The sequence below is a fragment of the Streptomyces sp. NPDC086777 genome (assembly GCF_040702065.1).
Classification (GTDB): Bacteria; Actinomycetota; Actinomycetes; order Streptomycetales; family Streptomycetaceae; genus Streptomyces.
The window spans coordinates 185,308-203,926 of the sequence record NZ_JBFBJI010000007.1; the positions used below are offsets into that span (position 1 = coordinate 185,308).

An 18,619-nucleotide genomic window follows, 5' to 3' on the forward strand; every position below is an offset into this window, starting at 1 on the left:
GCCCACAGGTCCGCTCCGTCCGCCCCACCGCCGGAGGCAACCGCACTCGTGAGACGGCGTAGGAGAGAAGCGATACCTGTGAGCGCAGCGACAACGCGAAGCCGCACCCCCGACCGTCTGTGCGCCGAGGCCGTCGACCTCGCCCGTGGAGCCGCCGAGGAGGCCGCCGCACCGGGGGTGGTCGGCGAGCACGCCGGAGCGGTGGCCGAGGGCGATCGCGTGGTCACGCACTTCTTCGAGTGCAAGGAACTGGGGTACCGCGGCTGGCGCTGGGCGGTGACGGTGGCCCGCGCCTCCCGAGCCAAGGTCGTCACCCTGGACGAGGTGGTCCTCCTCCCCGGCCCCGACGCCCTCCTCGCCCCCGAGTGGGTGCCGTGGAGCGAGCGGCTGCGCCCCGGCGACATGGGGCCCGGCGACCTGCTGCCCACCGAGGCCGAGGACCTGCGCCTGGAGCCCGGCTACACCGGCGAGGACGAGCCGGAGCCGAACTCCCCGATCTCCGAGGAGATGGAGGAGCTGGCGGAGGCGGAGGACGCAGAGGTCACCGCGGGCACGCCCGCGCACCTGCCGACGGTCCCCTCCCGCGGCACGATCGCCTCGGTCGCCGAGGAACTCGGCATGCGCCGCGCCCGGGTCCTGTCCCGCTACGGCCTGCATGTCGCGGCCGACCGCTGGGAGGAGGCGTACGGCGCCAAGACCCCCATGGCCCAGGCCGCCCCGGCGACCTGCGTGAGCTGCGGCTTCCTCAGCCCCATCGGCGGCTCCCTCGGCCAGGCCTTCGGTGTCTGCGCCAACGAGTTCTCCCCGGCCGACGGCCGGGTCGTCTCCCTCTCCTACGGCTGCGGCGGCCACTCGGAGGCCGCGGTCATGCCGAAGACCCCCCAGCCGGCCCCGCCGGTCATCGACGAGACCAGGGTCGACCCGTTCCCCCTCCGCCCCGCTTCCGACTCCGGTTCGGTACCCGCGACGGAGGACGAGACGTCGGCGGAGCTGGGCCACTCGTAGGACGGGCCGGCGAGCCCGGGCCGGGCGGGCCCCGTCCGTGTGAGCGGACCCGTCTGCGCGGCGTGGCCGTTTCGGCGCGGCCCGGTGCGCTTCGAGAGTGGGGCTGCCGCATATGCCAGTGGCCCTCTCGCGAAGGAGAACCCATGCCCGGCCTGCCCCCCATCGGTGCGGAGATCCCGTGCAGCATGCTCGGGATCAACACCCCGCTCCGGCTCAAGGACTCCCTGGTCAGCGTCGACTTCCGAGGCGGCATCAAGCACCGGGTCGACGTGAACCCGGAGGACCCGATCAACAGCGTCCTGATGCGGACCATCGGCTTCCGGATCACCGCGGAACTGCCGCCGGCCGACGGAGGCGACGATGGTGACGGCGGAACCGTCACCATCGAGCAGAACGACGTCGACGTCGACGTGAAGAGCCTGCTCAGGCTGACCCAGCAGTTCCCGCCCAGGTACGAGAACGTCTGGGTGCTCCCCTTCACGATGACCATCGACCGGCCGGGCAACGGCGGGGTCCAGATCCTGACCACCAAGGATCCGGCCAGGCTCGTCGGCCAGCTCACCCAGTACCCGCCGCGCGGCGACCTGTACCAGCTGCAGCACCCGGTGGAGCTGGTGGACCCGGAGCGGCCCGACGCACCGGTCGCCACGCTCCAGAAGCTCCCGGTCAAGGTCGGCGGCCTGTAGCCGACGCTTCCCCGGTGAGGCGGTACCTTCGTGCTCACGTCGACGAGGAGAGACAACGTGAGCAAGTTCGTGCGGCCCGCAGCCGAGGGTGCCGACCCGTTCGGGACCGCTCGGCTTCGGCGAGGTGTCCTCGACGCCTGGGCCACCAGCCCCGCCCGGTTCCGGGAGGACGCCAACGCCGAGGAGGACCTGGTCCTCGGCGGGTACCGGGACCGGCTCGTCGTGGAGCTCGCGCAGAACGCGGCCGACGCGGCGGCTCGGGCCGGGGTGCCCGGACGGCTCCGGCTCACCCTCCGCGACGGCGTGCTGTTCGCCGCCAACACCGGTGCTCCGCTGGACGCGGTCGGTGCCGAGTCCCTCTCCACCCTGCGCGCCTCCGCGAAGCGGGAGGACAGCGAGGGTGCGGTGGGGCGGTTCGGCGTCGGGTTCGCCGCCGTGCTGGCCGTGACCGACGAACCCGCGGTCGTGGGCCGGCACGGCGGGGTCCGCTGGTCGCTCGCCGAGGCCCGGGAGCTGGCCGAGGAGACCACCCACACCAGCCCCGGCCTGGGCGACGAGATCCGCCGGCGGGACGGCCATGTCCCGCTCCTCCGGCTCCCGTTCGCCGCCGAGGGCACCGCCCCCGACCCGTACGACACGGTCGTGATCCTGCCGCTGCGGGACACCGCCGCCGCCGATCTCGCCGAGCGCCTCCTCGACGCCGTGGACGACGCCCTGCTCCTCGCCCTCCCCGGTCTCGAGGAGGTCGTGGTCGAGAACGCCGACACCACCCGCACCCTGCGCCGCAGCACCGACGGCGAGCTCACCGTCGTGGCGGACTCGCGGGAGGGCACCACCCGCTGGCGTACCGTCTCCGCGCACGGCCCGCTCACCCCCGACCTGCTCGCCGGCCGGCCGGTCGAGGAGCGGCTGCGCCCGCACTGGTCGCTGACCTGGGCCGTGCCCACGGACGGCCAGGGCGCCCCCGACCGGCCGCGCACCGCGGCCGTCGTGCACGCCCCGACCCCCAGCGACGAACCGCTCGGCGTGCCCGCCCTGCTCATCGCCTCCTTCCCCCTCGACACCACCCGCCGGCACGCCGCCCCCGGCCCGCTCACCGACTTCCTGGTGCAGCGCGCGGCCGACGCGTACGCCGAACTCCTCGCCGACTGGCGGCCGGTGACGGAGGGGATCATCCACCTGGTGCCCGGCCCGCTCGGCAAGGGCGAGCTGGACGGCGCGCTGCGCCAGGCGATCCTGGAGCGGCTGCCGCGCACCGCGTTCCTGCCGCCCGCCGTGGTGAGCGACGACTCCGACCTCCCTGAGGCGCTGCGGCCGCGTGACGCCGAGATCGTGGAGGGGGCCGGAGCGGACACCGTCCGGGTGCTCGCCGAGGTGCTGCCGACGCTCCTGCCCGCCGGTCTCGAACGCCGCGTCGAGCTGCGCACCCTCTCCGTCGCCCGGCTGCCGCTCGCCGACGCCGTCGACCGCCTGGCCGGTCTGGAGAAGGAGCCGGACTGGTGGTGGCGGCTCTACGACAGCCTCGCCGGCGTCGACCCGGACCGGCTCTCCGGGCTGCCGGTGCCCCTCGCTGGGGGTACCTCCCAGGCTTTCGGCTCTGGGGGAGGCAGGACCACCATCGGTCCCCGGCAGGTCCTGCTCCCCACCCCGGACGCGGCCGCGATCGACCCCGAGATGCTGGCCCGGCTCGGCCTCAAGGTCGCCCACCAGGACGCCGCCCACCCGCTCCTGGAGAAACTGGGTGCCCTGCCCGCGAGCCCCCGCGCCGTCCTCACCACCCCGCAGGTGCGGGCCGCGGTCGCCGCCTCGATCGACGACGAGGGGGGCGCGCTCTGGGAGGAGGACGCCCCGGACGCCGAGGAGCTGGCGGACACCGTGCTCGCGCTGGTCCGGGACGCCGGCCTGGAGCCAGGCGACGAGCCCTGGCTGGGTGCGCTCGCCCTCCCCGACGAGGACGGCGAGCTGGCCCCGGCCGGTGAACTGGTCTTCCCCGGAAGCCCGTTCGCCCGGGTGATCAGAGAGGGTGAACTCGCTGCGGTGGACGCCGAGCTGGCCGAGAAGTGGGGCGAGGGCCCGCTGGCCGCCTGCGGGGTGCTGGCGAACTTCGCGCTCGTCCGCGCCACCGACGTCGTCCTGGACCCCGACGAACTGGAGCCCCGCGAGGGTGACTTCGCGGAACCCGACGACGCGGGTCTGCTCGACGCCGTCGACGTCTGGTGCGAGGACATCCTCGACCGCTTCCCGGACACGCCCGTCCCGCCGGTCGCCACCGAGCTGATCGCCGTCCGTGACCTCGATCTCGTCGACGAGGACCACTGGCCCGAGGCCCTCGCCCTGCTCGCCCACCCGCCGTTGCGCGACGCCCTCACCCAGCCGGTCCGCATCCTGCTGCCCGACGGCACGCACGAGGTCGTACGGCCGTACACCGCGTGGTGGCTGCGCGGGCACCCGGTGCTCGACGGCCGCCGCCCGGCCGGCCTGCTCGCGGCCGGTGGCGACCCGCTGCTGCGCGGGCTGTACGAGGAGGCCGACGCGACCGGCTTCGAGGACGAGCAGGTGCTGCGGGCGCTGGGCGTACGGACCTCGGTGGCCGCCCTCCTGGACGAGCCGGGCGGTGCCGCCGAACTCCTGGACCGCCTCGCCGACCCGGACCGCCCCGTCTCGGGCGCCCAACTGCACGCGCTGTACGGTGCGCTGGCCGACCTGGACCCGGAGCAGGTGACGCTTCCCGACGAGGTGCGGGCGGTCACCGACGGCCGGGTGGAGGTCGTGGACGCGGCGGACGCCGTGGTCGTCGACTCGCCCGACCTCCTGCCGTTCACGGCCGGTGTCCCGCTGCTGCCCGTACGCCCGTCCCGCGCCGCCGAGCTGGCCGAACTGTTCCAGGTGCGGCGGCTGAGCGAGTCGGTGACGGGGTCGGTCGACTCGGAGGGCGCCGAGCACGACGTCCCCGAGCCGGTGCACGTCCTGCTCGGCCCGCGCACCCCGCGGACCTACGTCGAGCACGAGGAACTGGTCGTCGACGGCGTCGAGATCGACTGGCGGCTCACCGGCGACGGCGTCCTGCACGCGGCGACGCTGGAGGGCGTGGCGGCCGGTCTGGCCTGGGCGGCGGGCCAGTGGCCGCGCCGCTTCGAGGTGGCGGCCCTCCTGGAGGACCCGTCCCGGACGGAGGAACTGGCGCGGGACCGCTGGTTCGACTGATCTTCACGGACCGAACACAACTTTCCGATCCTGTACAACTGTTCGCCCACCTCCGGAGTCTGATCAGCGAGTCAGCAAGACTCGTTGATCAACTCAACGTGGGGACCTCATGCGTATACGCGTCACCGTGGCCGCCGTCTCCGGCGCCCTGGCCCTCTCCGCCCTCGCCGTGCCGGCCGCGCAGGCCACCGGCGGTTCCTCGTACAGCCCCTCCGGCCTGGCGAAGCTCGCCCAGCAGCACCAGGGCACCGTCGGCCGGTCGGCGTACACCGCGTCGACCGCGGACGACGCCGGCGACCCCTACCCGCTGAACCTGACCTTCTCCGCCGTGACGGTCAACAAGGGCAAGCCGCTCGTCGCGGGCACCACCACCCACGGCACGTTCCCGGTCACCTACACGGTGACGCACGGCGCGGACGTCGACATCCACGCCGACGACTTCCTGATGGACGTCGAGCTCTACCGCGGCAACCCCCTCGACCCGACGAACGAGCTCTTCGGCGTCGACTGGCCGACCTGCACGGACACCTCGGCCACCACCGCCAACTGCAAGGGCACCATCGACGTCTACGCGGACGAGGAGCTCTCCAACGCCGACGCCACCACCTGGAAGGCGCTCGGCTTCGCGATCGCCCTCAACGGCCAGGACCCGACCGGCGACGACTGGAGCAAGATCGGCTACGCCGAGCAGGACAACCTGGCCACCACCAGGCTCCAGCGCCTGTCGAAGCTGACGGTGAACGCCGCCCCGGAGCCGGTGAAGAAGGGCAAGACCGTCACGGTCACCGGCAAGCTGTCCCGGGCCAACTGGGACGACGGCGAGTACCACGGCTACACCGGCCAGTCGGTGAAGCTGCAGTTCCGCAAGAAGGGCTCCAGCACCTACACCACGCTGAAGACCGTCAAGACGTCCTCGACCGGCACCCTGAAGACCACGACCAAGGCGACGGTGGACGGCTACTACCGCTACTCCTTCGCCGGCACCGCCAGCACCCCGGCGGTCAGCGCGACGGGCGACTACGTCGACGTGAGGTAGCAACACCGCGAGTGACCCCAAGGAGACGTAATCCGGCCGTAAAAGAACGGGAAATCGGCCGGATCACGTCTCACTCGTACAACCTTGCGCACCCCTCGTGGATCTGATCACCCGAGTCAACAGACTCCCTAGATCACTTGGGCCTCGCGCCCACCTGTTCCCACTGGGGAATTCATGCGCATTCGTGCCACCGTGGCCGCCGTCTCCGGCGCCCTGGCCCTCTCCGCGTTCATCGCCCCGGCCGCGCACGCCGCCGGCAGCGCGCCGAACGTCACCTTCTCCAACGTGAAGGTCAACAAGGGCAGCAGCATGGTCGTCGGCACGGCCAAGGCGTCTTTCGCGGTCACGTACACCGTGACGCACCCGTCGAGCCTGAAGGCGAGCGACTTCGTCACCGGGCCCGCCATCTACCGCGGCACCTCGGTGACGAAGCCGAGCGACCTCTTCGTCTCCGACGACCCGGGCACCTGCACCGCCGCCTCCACCACCGTCCTCAACTGCAAGGCCACCCTGGTCTTCACGGTCAACGGGGACTCGGACCTGACCAACTCCGAGGCGGGCTCCTGGAACGTCGCCGCGATCGCCGTCGGCCAAAGCGGCTCGAAGTGGGTCGGCGGCCTCGGCACCACCAAGATCCTGCGCGCCACCAAGCTGACGGTCAACGCCACCCCCGAGCCGGTCAAGAAGGGCAAGACCGTCACGGTCACCGGCTCCCTGACCCGCGCCAACTGGGACACCCACAAGTACGGCGCCTTCGGCAGCCAGTCGGTCAAGCTCCAGTTCCGCAAGAAGAGCTCCACCACCTACACCACCCTGAAGACCATCAAGACGTCCTCCACGGGCGCCCTGAAGACCACGACCACGGCGACGGTCGACGGCTACTACCGCTACTCCTTCGCCGGCACCTCGACCACCCCGGCGGTCAGCGCCACGGGCGACTACGTCGACGTGCAGTAGAAGGCCCCGTAAGGGAAAGCGCCCCGTAAGGGGCGCTGGGGGTACCCCGGCCGAAGGCTGGGGGAGGAACTGCGCGACCAGCCCCCACCGGCCCGCGCGGTTCCCCACAACCGGCATCACACGGGGTACTTCCGCTCCACCCACTTCCAGAGAAACTCCAGCACCGCCGACGCCACCACGGCGATGCCGACGGCCGTCCACGGCATCGCCACCCCCACCAGCCTCAACGCGAAGAAACCCTGCAGCGCCGGCACGGCGAGCACGAACACGAAGGCCACGCCCATCGCGGCCACCAGGGCGATCCGCCACCACGTGTACGGGCGGGCGATGATCGCCAGCACCCACAGCGAGATCAGGAACAGCGTCAGGGTCGCGGCACTGGTCTCGGCGTCCAGGGACCCGGTTCCCGTGTAGTGGTGCCGGGCGATCAGATACGTCACGAAGGTCGCGACGCCCGCCACCACGCCCCCCGGGATCGAGTAGCGCATCACCCGGCGCACGAAGTGCGGCCGGGCCCGCTCCTTGTTCGGTGCCAGGGCGAGGAAGAAGGCCGGGATGCCGATGGTCAGCGTGGAGAGCAGGGTCAGGTGCCGCGGCAGGAACGGGTACTCGACCCGCCAGCAGACCACCAGCACCGCGAGCAGCACCGAGTACACCGTCTTGACCAGGAACAGCGTGGCGACCCGGGTGATGTTGCCGATCACCCGCCGCCCCTCGGCCACCACCGAGGGCAGCGTGGCGAAGCTGTTGTTGAGCAGGACGATCTGGGCGACCGCCCGGGTCGCCTCCGACCCCGAGCCCATCGAGACCCCGATGTCGGCGTCCTTCAGGGCGAGCACGTCGTTCACGCCGTCGCCGGTCATCGCGACCGTGTGGCCGCGCGACTGCAGCGCCCCCACCATGTCCCGCTTCTGCTGTGGGGTGACCCGCCCGAAGACGGTGCCCGCTTCGAGCGCCTCGGCCATCCCGTCCCGCTCCGCCGGCAGCCGGCGCGCGTCCACGGTCGTGCCGCTGAGGCCGAGTTTGGCCGCCACGGCGCCCACCGACACCGCGTTGTCACCGGAGATGACCTTGGCGCGGACGTCCTGGTCGGCGAAGTAGCGGAGGGTGTCGGCGGCGTCCGGGCGGAGCCGCTGCTCCAGGACCACCAGCGCGGTGGCGCCGGCCCCCTGCGCCACCTTCGGGTCGTCGAGGTCCCGGCCGGCGCGGGCGAGCAGCAGGACCCGCAGTCCCTGCTCGTTGAGGCGCACGGTTTCGGCCAGGGCCGGGTCGTCGGCGCCGAGGAGCACGTCCGGCGCCCCCAGCAGCCAGGTGCTCAGCTCCCCGTCACCCTCGCTGAAGGTCGCCCCGCTGTACTTGCGGGCGGAGGAGAAGGGCAGCGACTCCACGCACCGCCAGTCCTCGCTGTCGGGGTAGGCGTCGATGATCGCCTGGAGGGAGGCGTTGGGACGCGGGTCGGACTCGCCGAGCGAGCCCAGGACCTTGCGCACGTACGTCTCGTCGACGCCGTCCAGCGCCCGCAGCTCGGTGACGTCCATGCCGCCCTCGGTGAGGGTGCCGGTCTTGTCGAGGCAGACGGTGTCGATGCGGGCCAGGCCCTCGATCGCGGGGAGCTCCTGCACCAGGCACTGCTGGCGGCCCAGCCGGATCACACCGATCGCGAAGGCGACGGAGGTGAGCAGCACCAGGCCCTCGGGGACCATCGGGACGATGCCGCCGACGGTACGGGCGACGGCGTCCTTGAGCCCGTTGTTCTTGACCACGAGCTGGGTGGCGACCAGGCCGATCGCGGCCGGGACCATCATCCAGGTCACGTACTTGAGGATGGTCGAGATACCGGTGCGCAGCTCCGAGTGGACCAGCGTGAACCTGGACGCCTCCTCGGCGAGCTGGGCGGCGTACGCCTCCCGGCCGACCTTCGTCGCCGCGAACGCGCCGCCGCCGGCCACCACGAAGGAGCCCGACATCACGTGGTCGCCGGGGCGTTTGACGACCGGGTCGGCCTCACCGGTGAGCAGCGACTCGTCGATCTCCAGGCCGTCGGCCTCGGCGCACGCCCCGTCCACGACGATCTTGTCGCCGGGGCCGATCTCTATGAGATCACCGAGCACGATCTCACTCGTGCCCACCTCCACGGCGACCCCGTCCCGGCGCACGGTCGGCCGCGACTCGCCGATCACCGCGAGCGAGTCCAGGGTCTTCTTCGCCCGCCACTCCTGCACGATGCCGATGCCCGTGTTGGCGAGGATCACATAGCCGAACAGGCTGTCCTGGATCGGCGCCACGACCAGCATGACCAGCCACAGCACGCCGATGATCGCGTTGAACCGGGTGAAGACGTTCGCGCGCACGATCTCGCCGAACGAGCGGCTGCTGCGGACCGGTACGTCGTTCACCTGGCCGCGCGCGATCCGCTCCGCGACCTCGGCGCTGGTCAGTCCGGCCGCCCTGACCGGCGGCAGCGGTACGGGGTGCACGGGGTCGAGCTCGGCGCCCGCGTCGATGTGCTGCATGCATTCGACGGTACGTGCGGATTTGCGCGTTCACCTGCCGAGTGCCCGGAAGATCCGACCAGGGGAGGACCGATCTCGTGCGCAGGTTGTAGACGCCGACACTTCTTGCGCGCACGCCAAGTCGGCCGCGGTCAGCGCCCCGTAAGGGGCGCGCGGAACTGCGCGACCAGCCACGCGCGACCAGTCACGACGGCGGCGCGGTCGGCAGTCGGCAGATCGCGGCACTTCCGGCGGAGCGCCCGGCCCGTCCGTCCTGCCTCGCGGGGACGCCTACTCGGCCGTCGCCCGGTGCGCCTTGATCGCGGCGTCCCGGCGCTTCACGTAGTACACGCCGATCAGGCCGAGGCCGCCGCCGGCCAGGCAGGTCCAGATCCACCAGGTGCGGCCGTGGTCGGAGTACCAGCCGTAGAAGGGGAGCTGGGCCAGGAAGAGGACGAACCAGATGATCGTGCCGCCGATGATCGTCGGGACGACAGGCCCTTCAAGGGGCTCCGGTGCCTCGTGCTGGGGGGTCCACTTCGCCATGGCGCTTAGCTTACGCACCCGCATGGTCTACGCGCGGAGATAGCGATCTGGACGTCATATGTTCATACTGAAACCGTTTGTGTTTGACCACTTCTGATCGTAGGAACCTCCAATGTCGACCCCGGCTTCCACTCAGGCCCCCGCCCCCGAACAGCCGGGTGCGACCCCCGCGTACGGCGCGCTGGATCGTTACTTCAAGATCTCCGAGCGGGGCAGCACCCTGGCCCGCGAGGTGCGCGGTGGCTTCGCCACGTTCTTCGCGATGGCGTACATCATCGTGCTGAACCCGATCATCCTCGGCAGCGCGAAGGACATGTACGGCCACCAGCTCGACCACGGTCAGCTGGTCACCGCCACCGTCATCACCGCGGCCTTCACGACGCTGCTGATGGGCGTCATCGGCAACGTCCCGATCGCCCTCGCCGCCGGCCTCGGCGTGAACTCCGTCGTCGCCCTCCAGCTGGCGCCCCGGATGTCCTGGCCGGACGCCATGGGCATGGTGGTGCTCGCCGGCATCGTCGTGATGCTGCTGGTCGCCAGCGGTCTGCGGGAGCGCGTGATGAACGCCGTCCCCTACAGCCTGCGCAAGGCGATCTCGATCGGTATCGGCCTGTTCATCATGCTGATCGGCCTGGTGGACTCCGGTTTCGTCACCCGTATCCCGGACGTCGCCCAGACCACCGTCCCGCTCCAGCTCGGCGCCGACGGTCACCTCAACGGCTGGCCGGTGCTCGTCTTCGTGCTCGGCGTGCTGCTCACCCTCGCGCTGATCGTCCGCAAGGTCTCCGGCGCGATCCTGATCTCGATCGTCGCGATGACCGTGCTGGCGCTGGTCATCAACGCCGTGGCGCACGTCACCACCTGGGGCCTGACCGTTCCGAAGTGGCCCGGCAGCCCGGCCGCCACCCCGGACTTCGGCCTGCTCGGCAAGGTCAGCCTGTTCGGCGGCTTCGGCAAGGTCGGCGTGCTGACCGGCATCCTCTTCGTCTTCACGGTCCTGCTGTCCTGCTTCTTCGACGCCATGGGCACGATCATGGGCGTCAGCGACGAGGCCAGGCTGACCGACGCCCAGGGCTACATGCCGGGCATCAACAAGGTCCTGTTCATCGACGGGGTCGCGGTCGCGGTCGGTGGTGCCAGCTCCTCCTCGGCCACCACCTGCTTCGTCGAGTCGACGGCGGGCGTCGGCGAGGGCGCCCGCACCGGCTTCGCCAACGTCGTCACCGGCGGCCTGTTCACCGTGGCCCTGTTCCTCACCCCCGTCGCCACGATGGTCCCGTCCCAGGCGGCCACCCCGGCGCTGTTCGCGGTCGGCTTCCTGATCCTGGCCGGGTCGATCAAGGAGATCGACTGGGCCGACCACACGCTCGCGATCCCGGCCTTCGTGACCATGGTGATGATGCCGTTCACCTACTCGATCACGAACGGCATCGGCATGGGCTTCATCACCTTCGTGGTGCTGCGCCTGGCCGCCGGCCGGGCCAGGGAGATCCCGGTCGCGATGTACGTGGTCTCGGCGGTGTTCGCCTTCTACTACCTGATGCCGGCCCTCGGCCTCACCTGACCGGCCGGGGTCAGGTGACCTTCACCTGGTCGCCGTAGAACCTCTCCGTCTCCTCGACGGCGGCCGAGAACCGTTCGTCGAAGTCGTCCCGAATGAGCGTCCGGACCACGTAGTCCTGGACGCTCATTCCTCTTTTTTCCGCATGACGCCGGAGCCGGTCGAGCAGCTCCTTGTCTATCCGCAGGCTGAGCACACTGGTCCCCATGGGTACGAGGGCGCCACATCCGCGCGCCCGATGCGTCACTTTCCGGACTTGACTCACCCGTAAGGGTGACGAAGAGGTTCAGTGGCCGAGGTCACGGGCATATCGGCGTGTCCGAGTGGTCTTTAGAGAGAGTAATGAGTTACTCTAAAGAACATGCCGGACCTTACCCATGGCGACGACGCGGCCGCCGTGAACTCCCTCCGCTCCGCCGTGATGCGACTCTCGCGACGGCTCAAGCACCAGAGGGTCGACGAGTCACTGAGCCCCACCGAGATGTCGGTGCTGGGCACCCTCTCCAACTGCGGCCAGGCCACCCCCGGTGAGCTGGCCCGCAAGGAGCACGTACAGCCGCCCTCGATGACCCGCATCGTCGCGCTGCTGGAAGCCAAGGGACTGGTCCGGCTGGAGCCGCACCCCGAGGACCGGCGCCAGAAGGTCGTCACCAGGACCGAGCAGGCCGAGGCGATGCTCGAGGAGAGCCGTCGCAAGCGCAACGCGTTCCTGGCCGGCCTGGTCGACGGCCTCGACGAGGACGAGTGGGCGAAACTCCGCGCCGCCGCCCCCGTGCTGGAGAAGCTCGCCCACCTGTAACAGCCGATAGAAGGAGGAGGCGAATCCGTTTGAGTACGGGATCCGGAACACCTTCCGCCCCCGCACCGACCGCCCCTACTACCCCCACAGCCCGGAAGTCCTCGATGTTCAGCTCGCTGAAGGTCAGGAACTACCGGCTGTTCTTCGCCGGCCAGGTCGTCTCGAACATAGGCACCTGGATGCAGCGCATCGCGCAGGACTGGCTGGTCCTCAGCCTCACCGGCTCCGCGACCGCCGTCGGCGTCACCACCGCCCTGCAGTTCCTGCCGATGCTCCTCTTCGGCCTCTACGGCGGGGTCCTGGTCGACCGCCTCAACAAGCGGCGCGCCCTCCTCGTCACGCAGACCTCGATGGCCCTCACCGGCATCGCGCTGGCCCTGCTGACCCTCTCCGGCCACGTCCAGGTCTGGCACGTGTACCTCGCCGCCTTCGCCGTCGGCCTCGCCACGGTCGTCGACAACCCGGCCCGCCAGTCCTTCGTCTCCGAGATGGTCGGCCCGGCCCAGCTGCAGAACGCGGTCAGTCTGAACTCCGCGAACTTCCAGTCCGCCCGCCTCGTCGGCCCGGCCGTCGCCGGCCTCATGATCACCGGCGTGGGCACCGGCTGGGCGTTCCTCTTCAACGGGCTGTCGTTCGTCGCCCCGCTCGTCGGCCTGCTGCTCATGCGGGCGCGCGACCTGCACGTCGTGCGGCGCACCCCGAAGGGGAAGGGCCAGCTCAGGGAGGGCCTGCGCTATGTCGCCGGGCGCCCGGACCTGACCTGGACCATCATCCTGATCGGGTTCATCGGCACCTTCGGCTTCAACTTCCCCGTCTACCTCTCCGCCTTCGCGGACGACGTCTTCCACGCCGGTGCCGGCTCCTACAGCCTCTTCAACACCCTGATGGCGGTCGGCTCGCTGGCCGGTGCCCTGCTCGCGGCCAGACGCGGCACGGCGAAGATGCGGGTGATGCTCGCGGCGGCGGTGGCCTTCGGCGGCCTGGAGCTGGTGGCCGCGACCGCCCCCTCCCTCTGGTTGTTCTCGCTGCTCATGGTCCCGATCGGCATGTTCGGCATGACGGTCAACGTCACCGCCAACACCACCGTCCAGATGGGCACCGACCCTGCCATGCGGGGCCGGGTGATGGCCCTCTACATGATGGTGTTCATGGGCGGCTCGCCCATCGGCGCGCCCATCGCCGGCTGGATCACGGACGCCTACGGCGTCCGGGCGGGCCTGGCCGTCGGCGGCGCGATCGCCGCGGCCGCGGCGATCGGCATCGGCCTCGTGCTGGCCCGGGTCGGCAACCTCCGCCTGTCGGTCGGCTGGCACGGCGGCCACCCGCGGGTCCGCTTCGTCCCGAGAGAGCAGCAGGAAGAACTCGCACCGGCGGCCTGAGCCACCTCCAGCCGCGACTGCCGGCCCGGAGGCGGACTCACAGCCTCCGGGCCAGTACCTGTCCCGGCCAGTCGCGCGTCGCCGTGTAGGTGTCGGTACGGGTGAAGCCGTTGCTCTCGTAGTAGCGGACGAGTTTCCCGTCGGCGCCCGCGTAGCAGTCCACCCGCAGCAGCGCGACCCCGGCCCGCCGGGTCTCCTCGGCCGCGTGCGCCAGCAGGGCGCTGCCGATGCCGTGGCCCTTGAAGCGGCGGTCGGAGGCGAGCCAGTGGATGTACCGCTCGGGCTCACCGGGCGACGGCAGATGGGCCAGGTAGGCGCCGGGCGCGTCGGTGAGGGTGAGGGTGGCCGCCGGCACCCCGTCCGCCTCGGCGAGGTAGGTCACCCCCTCGGCCATGTACCGGGCGACCGACTCCACGGTCTTCTCGTTCGCCGACAGCGGTGTCGTCCCCCACTGCTCGGTCCGCCCCAGCCCCACCAGCCACTCCACGCAGCTGTCGAGCATGCCGAGGATCGCGGGTATGTCGTCGGGTCCGGCTTCTCTGATAGTGATCCGCATCGCCCCATGATGGCAGGGTGGTCGGCATGAGACTCTTCGCCGCCGTGCTGCCCCCGGACGACGTGGCCGCCGAACTCGCCGGGTGCGTGGCCGAGTTGAAGAAGCTGCCCGGTGCGGGGGCGCTGCGCTGGACCGGCCGCCCCGGCTGGCACTACACCCTCGCGTTCTACGGCGAGGTCGACGACGACGTCGTACCCGACCTCTCGGACCGCCTCGCCCGCGCCGCCCACCGCACCCGACCCTTCGCGCTGGCCGTCGCGGGCGGCGGGCAGTTCGGACACGGCAGGGCGCTGTGGGCGGGGGCCGACGGCGACCTGGACACCCTCCGCCTGCTGGCCGACCGCGCGGAGGCGGCGGCCCGGAAGGCGGGCCTGCCGATGGGGGAGCACCGCCGCTACAAGGCTCACCTGACGGTGGCCCGCAGCCGGGACGCGGCCCAGGTACGGCCGTACGTGGACCTGCTCGCCGGGTTCGCGAGCCGGAGCTGGACGGTCGGGGAGCTGGTGCTGGTGCGGAGCAGCCTGCCGACGTCGGGGGTGCCGGGGGAGCAGCCGCGGTACGAGGCGGTCGGCCGCTGGCAGCTGGGGGCGGCCGGTTAGGCTCGGTGCCGTGGACCCGAAGACCCGGAACCGGATCATGGCCGGTGCGCTCGTGTTGTTGTTCGTGGTGGTTGCCGTGGCCTCCGCCATGAGGTGAGGGCCGGCCGGCTGGGGAACTGCGGCCGCCGTTGTCGGCCGCGGGCCCGGCGGTGGCTGGTCGCGCAGTTCCTCCCCCACCCTTCGGCCGGGGCTGCCCCGAGCCCCTACGGGGCTGCCCCCAGCTTTCCTACGGGGCGCTTACCAGGCGAAGGCCTCCGGGGACGGGCCCGGGCCCGGGAAGATCTCGTCCAGTCCGGCCAGCAGCTCCTCGCCCAGTTCGAGCTCCACGGCCCGCAGCGCCGACTCCAGCTGCTCCGCGGTCCGGGGACCGACGATCGGGCCGGTGACGCCGGGGCGGGTGAGCAGCCAGGCCAGGGCGGCCTCGCCCGGCTCCACGCCGTGCTTGTCCAGCAGGTCCTCGTAGGCCTGGATCTGGGCGCGGATGGTGGTGTTGGCGAGGGAGTCGGCGGCCCGGCCACCGGCCCGGCGCCCGCCCTCGGCCTCCTTCTTGATCACACCGCCGAGCAGCCCGCCGTGCAGCGGCGACCAGGGGATGACCCCGAGGCCGTACTCCTGCGCGGCCGGGATGACCTCCATCTCGGCGCGGCGCTCGGCGAGGTTGTAGAGGCACTGCTCGCTGACCAGGCCGATGGTCCCGCCGCGCCGGGCGGCGATCTCGTTGGCCTGGGCGATCTTGTAGCCGGGGAAGTTCGAGGAGCCGACGTAGAGGATCTTCCCCTGTGTGACGAGGGTGTCGATCGCCTGCCAGATCTCCTCGAAGGGGGTCCGCCGGTCGACGTGGTGGAACTGGTAGACGTCGATGTAGTCGGTCTGCAGCCGCTTGAGGCTGGCGTCGACCGCGCGCCGGATGTTCAGCGCGGAGAGCTTGTCGTGGTTGGGCCAGGCGTCCCCGTCGGCGGCCATGTTGCCGTACACCTTGGTGGCGAGCACGACCTTGTCGCGGTGGACGGGGCTCTTGGCGAACCAGTTGCCGATGATCTCCTCGGTCCGCCCCTTGTTCTCACCCCACCCGTACACGTTGGCGGTGTCGAAGAAGTTGATGCCGGCGTCGAGGGCCGCGTCCATGATCGCGTGGCTGTCGGCCTCGTCGGTCTGGGGGCCGAAGTTCATGGTGCCGAGGACGAGTCGGCTGACCTTGAGTCCGGTACGTCCGAGCTGCGTGTACTTCATGGTCACCCAGCCAACGGCGTGGAGTGCGCTCTAGGCAAGGGCTTCGGGGCGGTCGGCCGGGGGGAACTAGTCGGTCGGGAACTAGTCGGTCGGGAACTAGTCGGTCGGGAACTCGTCGGTCCTGAGGACGAGGCCGACCACCGTGCCGGTCAGGTCGACGTCGGTGCCGAAGGCGACCCTCGTCTCGGTCGCGTAGTCCTCGCCCTTGGGGTGGGTGAAGACGTGGCAGCGGCGCTGGTAGGGGTCGGCGATCAGGTAGACGGGGACCTCGGCCACGGCGTACGCGGTCTTCTTGAGGCCGTAGTCGTTGGCCGCGGTGCCCTTGGAGATGACCTCGGCGACGAACTCGACGTCCTGATGCCGCCAGAGCCCGCTGTCCGTCCTGGCGGCGTCCTCGGTCATCACCGTCACGTCCGACGCGAACCCGTTGAGGTGTCCCGGGTAGTCGATCCGGACGTCGGACTTGACCCGCTTCCGGGGATACTTGGTCCGCAACTGCTCGACGACGTCCAGGATGATCTCCCAGTGGGTGTCCCGCTGTGGCGACATGAAGACGGTCCCCTCGACGATCTCGACCTTGTATCCCTCGGGGGCGGGCATCTTCTCGATCTGCTCGAACAGCTCGTCGAGCGTGATCTCGTCGTCGCTCTTGGCCATCGCGATCCTGTCTTCGAGGACGGTCATCCTGGCGCTCCTCCCCGGCTGCTCCCCGCACGAGTGCAGCCGCGCGGTTCAACGATACGCAGGGTGACCGGGAAGCGGCCGAAATCGGTCAACTGCTTCCGGCCGCGTACTCCCCGCCCAGGTCCCAGGCCTGCCACAACGCCTCCGCGAACGCCCCCGCGATCCGGTGCTCGCCGTTCGCGTTGGGGTGCGTGCCGTCGTAGGTGTCCGTGTCGATGTCGTACGGCTCCGGCGGTGCGGCCATGAGGACCGGGGAGCGGGGCTCGTCGAGGTCCGCTGCCGTCTTCGCCAGGAGTTCGTTGAAGAGGGCCACCTGTTCCGCGAACGGCTCGTCCGTCGTGGCGCGGATGTTCGGGATCACCGGCAGCAGCACCATGTGGATGCGCGCGTTGGCCTCCCGCGCCGCCGCGACGAAGGTGCGCGCGTTCGCCGCCGTCTGCTCCGCGTTCGTGTAGAAGCCCAGGTCGATCAGGCCGAGGGAGACGAGGAGGACGTCGGCGCGGCAGGAGCGCACCGACTCCCCGACCAGCGGCGCCATGTGCAGCCAGCCCTCGCCCCAGCCGGCCAGGTGGGCGCGGGGGAAGCCGGGGTCGGCGTAGGCGTACGAGGTGGGTGCCTCGGCCTGCTTGTCGTACAGCGTCTCGCGGGGGCCGACCAGCGTGAACGGGCCGCCGTAGGTCGCGCACAGGTGCTGCCACATGCGGTACCGCCATGTGTGCTCGCCCGCGCTGCCGATCGTCATCGAGTCCCCGACGGGCATGAACCTGAGCATCCGCTCATGATGGACGATCAGCGGGAGCGGCGGGGTGTGAGGACCGACACGTCCGCCGCGTCCGGACACAGCGCGGGATGGCAGGCTTGGGCCCATGCGTCCACGATCGCTCGCCCTCCTCGCCGGTGTCCTGCTCACGGGTGCCCTCGCCGCCGCACCCGCCTCCGCCGCCGACGGCTCCGGTGGCGGCACCGGTGACAAGGGATTCACGATCAAGGACCCGCGGATCGCCGAGTCCAGTGGTCTGGCCGCCTCCCACCTGCACCCCGGCATCTACTGGACGCACAACGACAGCGGCGACGGCCCGTACATCTACGCCGTCGACAGCGCCACCGGGAAGACCGTCGCCAGGATCACGCTCAGCGGCGTCGGCACGCCCCGGGACGTCGAGGCCATCTCCATCGGCCCCGACGACCAGATCTACGTCGGCGACATCGGCGACAACCTCGACGGCAGCTGGCCCTACGTCTGGATCTACCGGCTGCCCGAGCCGAAGAAGCTGGTCGACCAGACCGTCCGGGCCACGCAGTACGTCGTCAAGTACTCCAACGGCGCCCGGAACGCCGAGTCGCTGGTCGTCCACCCCAGGACCGGGCGGGTGTACATCATCGACAAGAAGGAGGACGGCGGGCACCTGTACGAGGGCCCGGCGACCCTCTCCCCGACGGGCACGAACATCTTCCGGCCCGTCGCCTCCGTCGACCTCTGGGCCACCGACGCCGCCTTCTCGCCCGACGGCACGCAGCTCGCCGTACGCGGCTACTTCGGCGGCATCTACTACGACTGGAACGGCGGGAAGATCAAGCGCGAGGGACGGCTCGACGTGCCGCTCCAGAAGCAGGGCGAGTCGATCACCTACTCCGCCGACGGCACCAGGCTGCTGTACGGCAGCGAGGGCGCCGACAGCCCGGTGCAGGCGGAGGACGTGCCGGGTGGGTCGGGCAAGACGTCGTCGCCGTCGGCCGGCAGCGGTTCGGCCGCCGGGGGTGACGGCGGGAGCTCGCCGGGCGCCGGGGCCAAGGTCGGTGCCGTCGCCGTCGGGGTCGCCGTGCTCGCCCTCTTCGGACTGCGCCGGCTGCGGCGCCCGTCCGCCCGCCGGCACTGACCGGGCGC

Annotated in this window: 17 protein-coding genes; 10 read left to right on the top strand and 7 right to left on the bottom strand. The window is 71.1% G+C overall.

Annotated features, from left to right (window positions below; translation table 11 throughout):
* Window positions 1-78: 78 nt before the first annotated feature.
* The 5 genes from AB0472_RS13020 (at window position 79) to AB0472_RS13040 (ending at window position 6,888) form a co-directional block, all read left to right on the top strand.
* Window positions 79-1,005, top strand: a complete 927-nt coding sequence (locus AB0472_RS13020) for a DUF3027 domain-containing protein (RefSeq protein ID WP_366355988.1) — start codon at window positions 79-81, stop codon at window positions 1,003-1,005.
* A gap of 143 nt (window positions 1,006-1,148) precedes the next feature.
* Window positions 1,149-1,691 carry a hypothetical protein gene (locus AB0472_RS13025; RefSeq protein WP_366355990.1) on the top strand — a complete coding sequence of 181 codons (543 nt, stop codon included), beginning with the start codon at window positions 1,149-1,151 and terminating at the stop codon, window positions 1,689-1,691.
* A gap of 57 nt (window positions 1,692-1,748) precedes the next feature.
* Window positions 1,749-4,895, top strand: coding sequence for a molecular chaperone Hsp90 (locus tag AB0472_RS13030; RefSeq protein WP_366355992.1), 3,147 nt, complete (start codon window positions 1,749-1,751; stop codon window positions 4,893-4,895).
* A gap of 109 nt (window positions 4,896-5,004) precedes the next feature.
* Entirely contained in the window at window positions 5,005-5,931 is a 927-nt protein-coding gene (locus AB0472_RS13035) for a hypothetical protein (protein WP_366355994.1), read from the top strand.
* A 174-nt stretch (window positions 5,932-6,105) separates the two neighbouring features.
* Window positions 6,106-6,888 (top strand): hypothetical protein, encoded by a 783-nt coding sequence (locus AB0472_RS13040; RefSeq protein WP_366355995.1) that lies wholly within the window; start codon window positions 6,106-6,108, stop codon window positions 6,886-6,888.
* Window positions 6,889-7,004: 116 nt separating this feature from the next.
* Here the strand turns inward: AB0472_RS13040 and AB0472_RS13045 are convergent, their stop codons facing one another.
* Window positions 7,005-9,401 (bottom strand): cation-translocating P-type ATPase, encoded by a 2,397-nt coding sequence (locus AB0472_RS13045; RefSeq protein WP_366355997.1) that lies wholly within the window; start codon window positions 9,399-9,401, stop codon window positions 7,005-7,007.
* Between the two features lie 270 nt (window positions 9,402-9,671).
* Complete coding sequence (locus tag AB0472_RS13050) at window positions 9,672-9,926, bottom strand: DUF2530 domain-containing protein (protein WP_366355999.1); 255 nt, start codon at window positions 9,924-9,926, stop codon at window positions 9,672-9,674.
* 112 nt (window positions 9,927-10,038) lie between these two features.
* On the opposite strand from AB0472_RS13050, the gene AB0472_RS13055 reads away from it, so the two are divergent.
* Window positions 10,039-11,490 carry an NCS2 family permease gene (locus AB0472_RS13055; RefSeq protein ID WP_366356001.1) on the top strand — a complete coding sequence of 484 codons (1,452 nt, stop codon included), beginning with the start codon at window positions 10,039-10,041 and terminating at the stop codon, window positions 11,488-11,490.
* A gap of 10 nt (window positions 11,491-11,500) precedes the next feature.
* On the opposite strand, the gene AB0472_RS13060 is transcribed toward AB0472_RS13055, so the two are convergent.
* The gene (locus AB0472_RS13060; protein ID WP_366356003.1) at window positions 11,501-11,695 is read right to left on the bottom strand and encodes a ribbon-helix-helix protein, CopG family; all 195 of its coding nucleotides are present in this window, start codon (window positions 11,693-11,695) and stop codon (window positions 11,501-11,503) included.
* A 153-nt stretch (window positions 11,696-11,848) separates the two neighbouring features.
* Between AB0472_RS13060 and AB0472_RS13065 the strand changes: the two genes are divergently transcribed.
* Both AB0472_RS13065 and AB0472_RS13070 read left to right on the top strand, forming a co-directional pair.
* Entirely contained in the window at window positions 11,849-12,286 is a 438-nt protein-coding gene (locus AB0472_RS13065; protein WP_089101888.1) for a MarR family transcriptional regulator, read from the top strand.
* A gap of 29 nt (window positions 12,287-12,315) precedes the next feature.
* The gene (locus AB0472_RS13070; RefSeq protein ID WP_366356004.1) at window positions 12,316-13,665 is read left to right on the top strand and encodes an MFS transporter; all 1,350 of its coding nucleotides are present in this window, start codon (window positions 12,316-12,318) and stop codon (window positions 13,663-13,665) included.
* A 37-nt stretch (window positions 13,666-13,702) separates the two neighbouring features.
* Here AB0472_RS13070 and AB0472_RS13075 read toward each other — a convergent pair whose 3' ends face one another.
* Window positions 13,703-14,221 (bottom strand): GNAT family N-acetyltransferase, encoded by a 519-nt coding sequence (locus AB0472_RS13075; RefSeq protein WP_366356005.1) that lies wholly within the window; start codon window positions 14,219-14,221, stop codon window positions 13,703-13,705.
* 26 nt (window positions 14,222-14,247) lie between these two features.
* Between AB0472_RS13075 and thpR the strand changes: the two genes are divergently transcribed.
* Window positions 14,248-14,820: an RNA 2',3'-cyclic phosphodiesterase gene (gene thpR, locus AB0472_RS13080; protein ID WP_366356007.1), complete on the top strand. Its 573-nt coding sequence runs from the start codon at window positions 14,248-14,250 to the stop codon at window positions 14,818-14,820.
* Between the two features lie 237 nt (window positions 14,821-15,057).
* Here thpR and AB0472_RS13085 read toward each other — a convergent pair whose 3' ends face one another.
* The 3 genes from AB0472_RS13085 to AB0472_RS13095 form a co-directional block, all read right to left on the bottom strand.
* Window positions 15,058-16,050 (bottom strand): aldo/keto reductase, encoded by a 993-nt coding sequence (locus AB0472_RS13085; RefSeq protein ID WP_366356009.1) that lies wholly within the window; start codon window positions 16,048-16,050, stop codon window positions 15,058-15,060.
* 96 nt (window positions 16,051-16,146) lie between these two features.
* Window positions 16,147-16,734, bottom strand: coding sequence for a Uma2 family endonuclease (locus AB0472_RS13090; RefSeq protein WP_366356010.1), 588 nt, complete (start codon window positions 16,732-16,734; stop codon window positions 16,147-16,149).
* A gap of 88 nt (window positions 16,735-16,822) precedes the next feature.
* Window positions 16,823-17,506 (bottom strand): GDSL-type esterase/lipase family protein, encoded by a 684-nt coding sequence (locus AB0472_RS13095; protein WP_366356012.1) that lies wholly within the window; start codon window positions 17,504-17,506, stop codon window positions 16,823-16,825.
* A 94-nt stretch (window positions 17,507-17,600) separates the two neighbouring features.
* Here AB0472_RS13095 and AB0472_RS13100 point away from each other — a divergent pair, with 94 nt between their 5' ends.
* On the top strand, window positions 17,601-18,611 hold the full coding sequence (locus AB0472_RS13100; protein WP_366356013.1) for a WD40 repeat domain-containing protein: 1,011 nt from the start codon (window positions 17,601-17,603) through the stop codon (window positions 18,609-18,611).
* The last annotated feature ends 8 nt before the right edge of the window (window positions 18,612-18,619 follow it).

What these genes read in the sequence shown, in the direction of transcription:
- AB0472_RS13050 (WP_366355999.1), bottom strand. Translation starts at nt 9,926, where the DNA reads ATGGCGAAGTGGACCCCCCAGCACGAGGCACCGGAGCCCCTTGAAGGG.
- AB0472_RS13100 (WP_366356013.1), top strand. Translation starts at nt 17,601, where the DNA reads ATGCGTCCACGATCGCTCGCCCTCCTCGCCGGTGTCCTGCTCACGGGT.
- AB0472_RS13075 (WP_366356005.1), bottom strand. Translation starts at nt 14,221, where the DNA reads ATGCGGATCACTATCAGAGAAGCCGGACCCGACGACATACCCGCGATC.
- AB0472_RS13085 (WP_366356009.1), bottom strand. Translation starts at nt 16,050, where the DNA reads ATGAAGTACACGCAGCTCGGACGTACCGGACTCAAGGTCAGCCGACTC.
- AB0472_RS13025 (WP_366355990.1), top strand. Translation starts at nt 1,149, where the DNA reads ATGCCCGGCCTGCCCCCCATCGGTGCGGAGATCCCGTGCAGCATGCTC.
- AB0472_RS13040 (WP_366355995.1), top strand. Translation starts at nt 6,106, where the DNA reads ATGCGCATTCGTGCCACCGTGGCCGCCGTCTCCGGCGCCCTGGCCCTC.
- AB0472_RS13060 (WP_366356003.1), bottom strand. Translation starts at nt 11,695, where the DNA reads ATGGGGACCAGTGTGCTCAGCCTGCGGATAGACAAGGAGCTGCTCGAC.
- AB0472_RS13065 (WP_089101888.1), top strand. Translation starts at nt 11,849, where the DNA reads ATGCCGGACCTTACCCATGGCGACGACGCGGCCGCCGTGAACTCCCTC.
- AB0472_RS13045 (WP_366355997.1), bottom strand. Translation starts at nt 9,401, where the DNA reads ATGCAGCACATCGACGCGGGCGCCGAGCTCGACCCCGTGCACCCCGTA.
- AB0472_RS13035 (WP_366355994.1), top strand. Translation starts at nt 5,005, where the DNA reads ATGCGTATACGCGTCACCGTGGCCGCCGTCTCCGGCGCCCTGGCCCTC.
- AB0472_RS13090 (WP_366356010.1), bottom strand. Translation starts at nt 16,734, where the DNA reads ATGACCGTCCTCGAAGACAGGATCGCGATGGCCAAGAGCGACGACGAG.
- thpR (WP_366356007.1), top strand. Translation starts at nt 14,248, where the DNA reads ATGAGACTCTTCGCCGCCGTGCTGCCCCCGGACGACGTGGCCGCCGAA.
- AB0472_RS13055 (WP_366356001.1), top strand. Translation starts at nt 10,039, where the DNA reads ATGTCGACCCCGGCTTCCACTCAGGCCCCCGCCCCCGAACAGCCGGGT.
- AB0472_RS13095 (WP_366356012.1), bottom strand. Translation starts at nt 17,506, where the DNA reads ATGCTCAGGTTCATGCCCGTCGGGGACTCGATGACGATCGGCAGCGCG.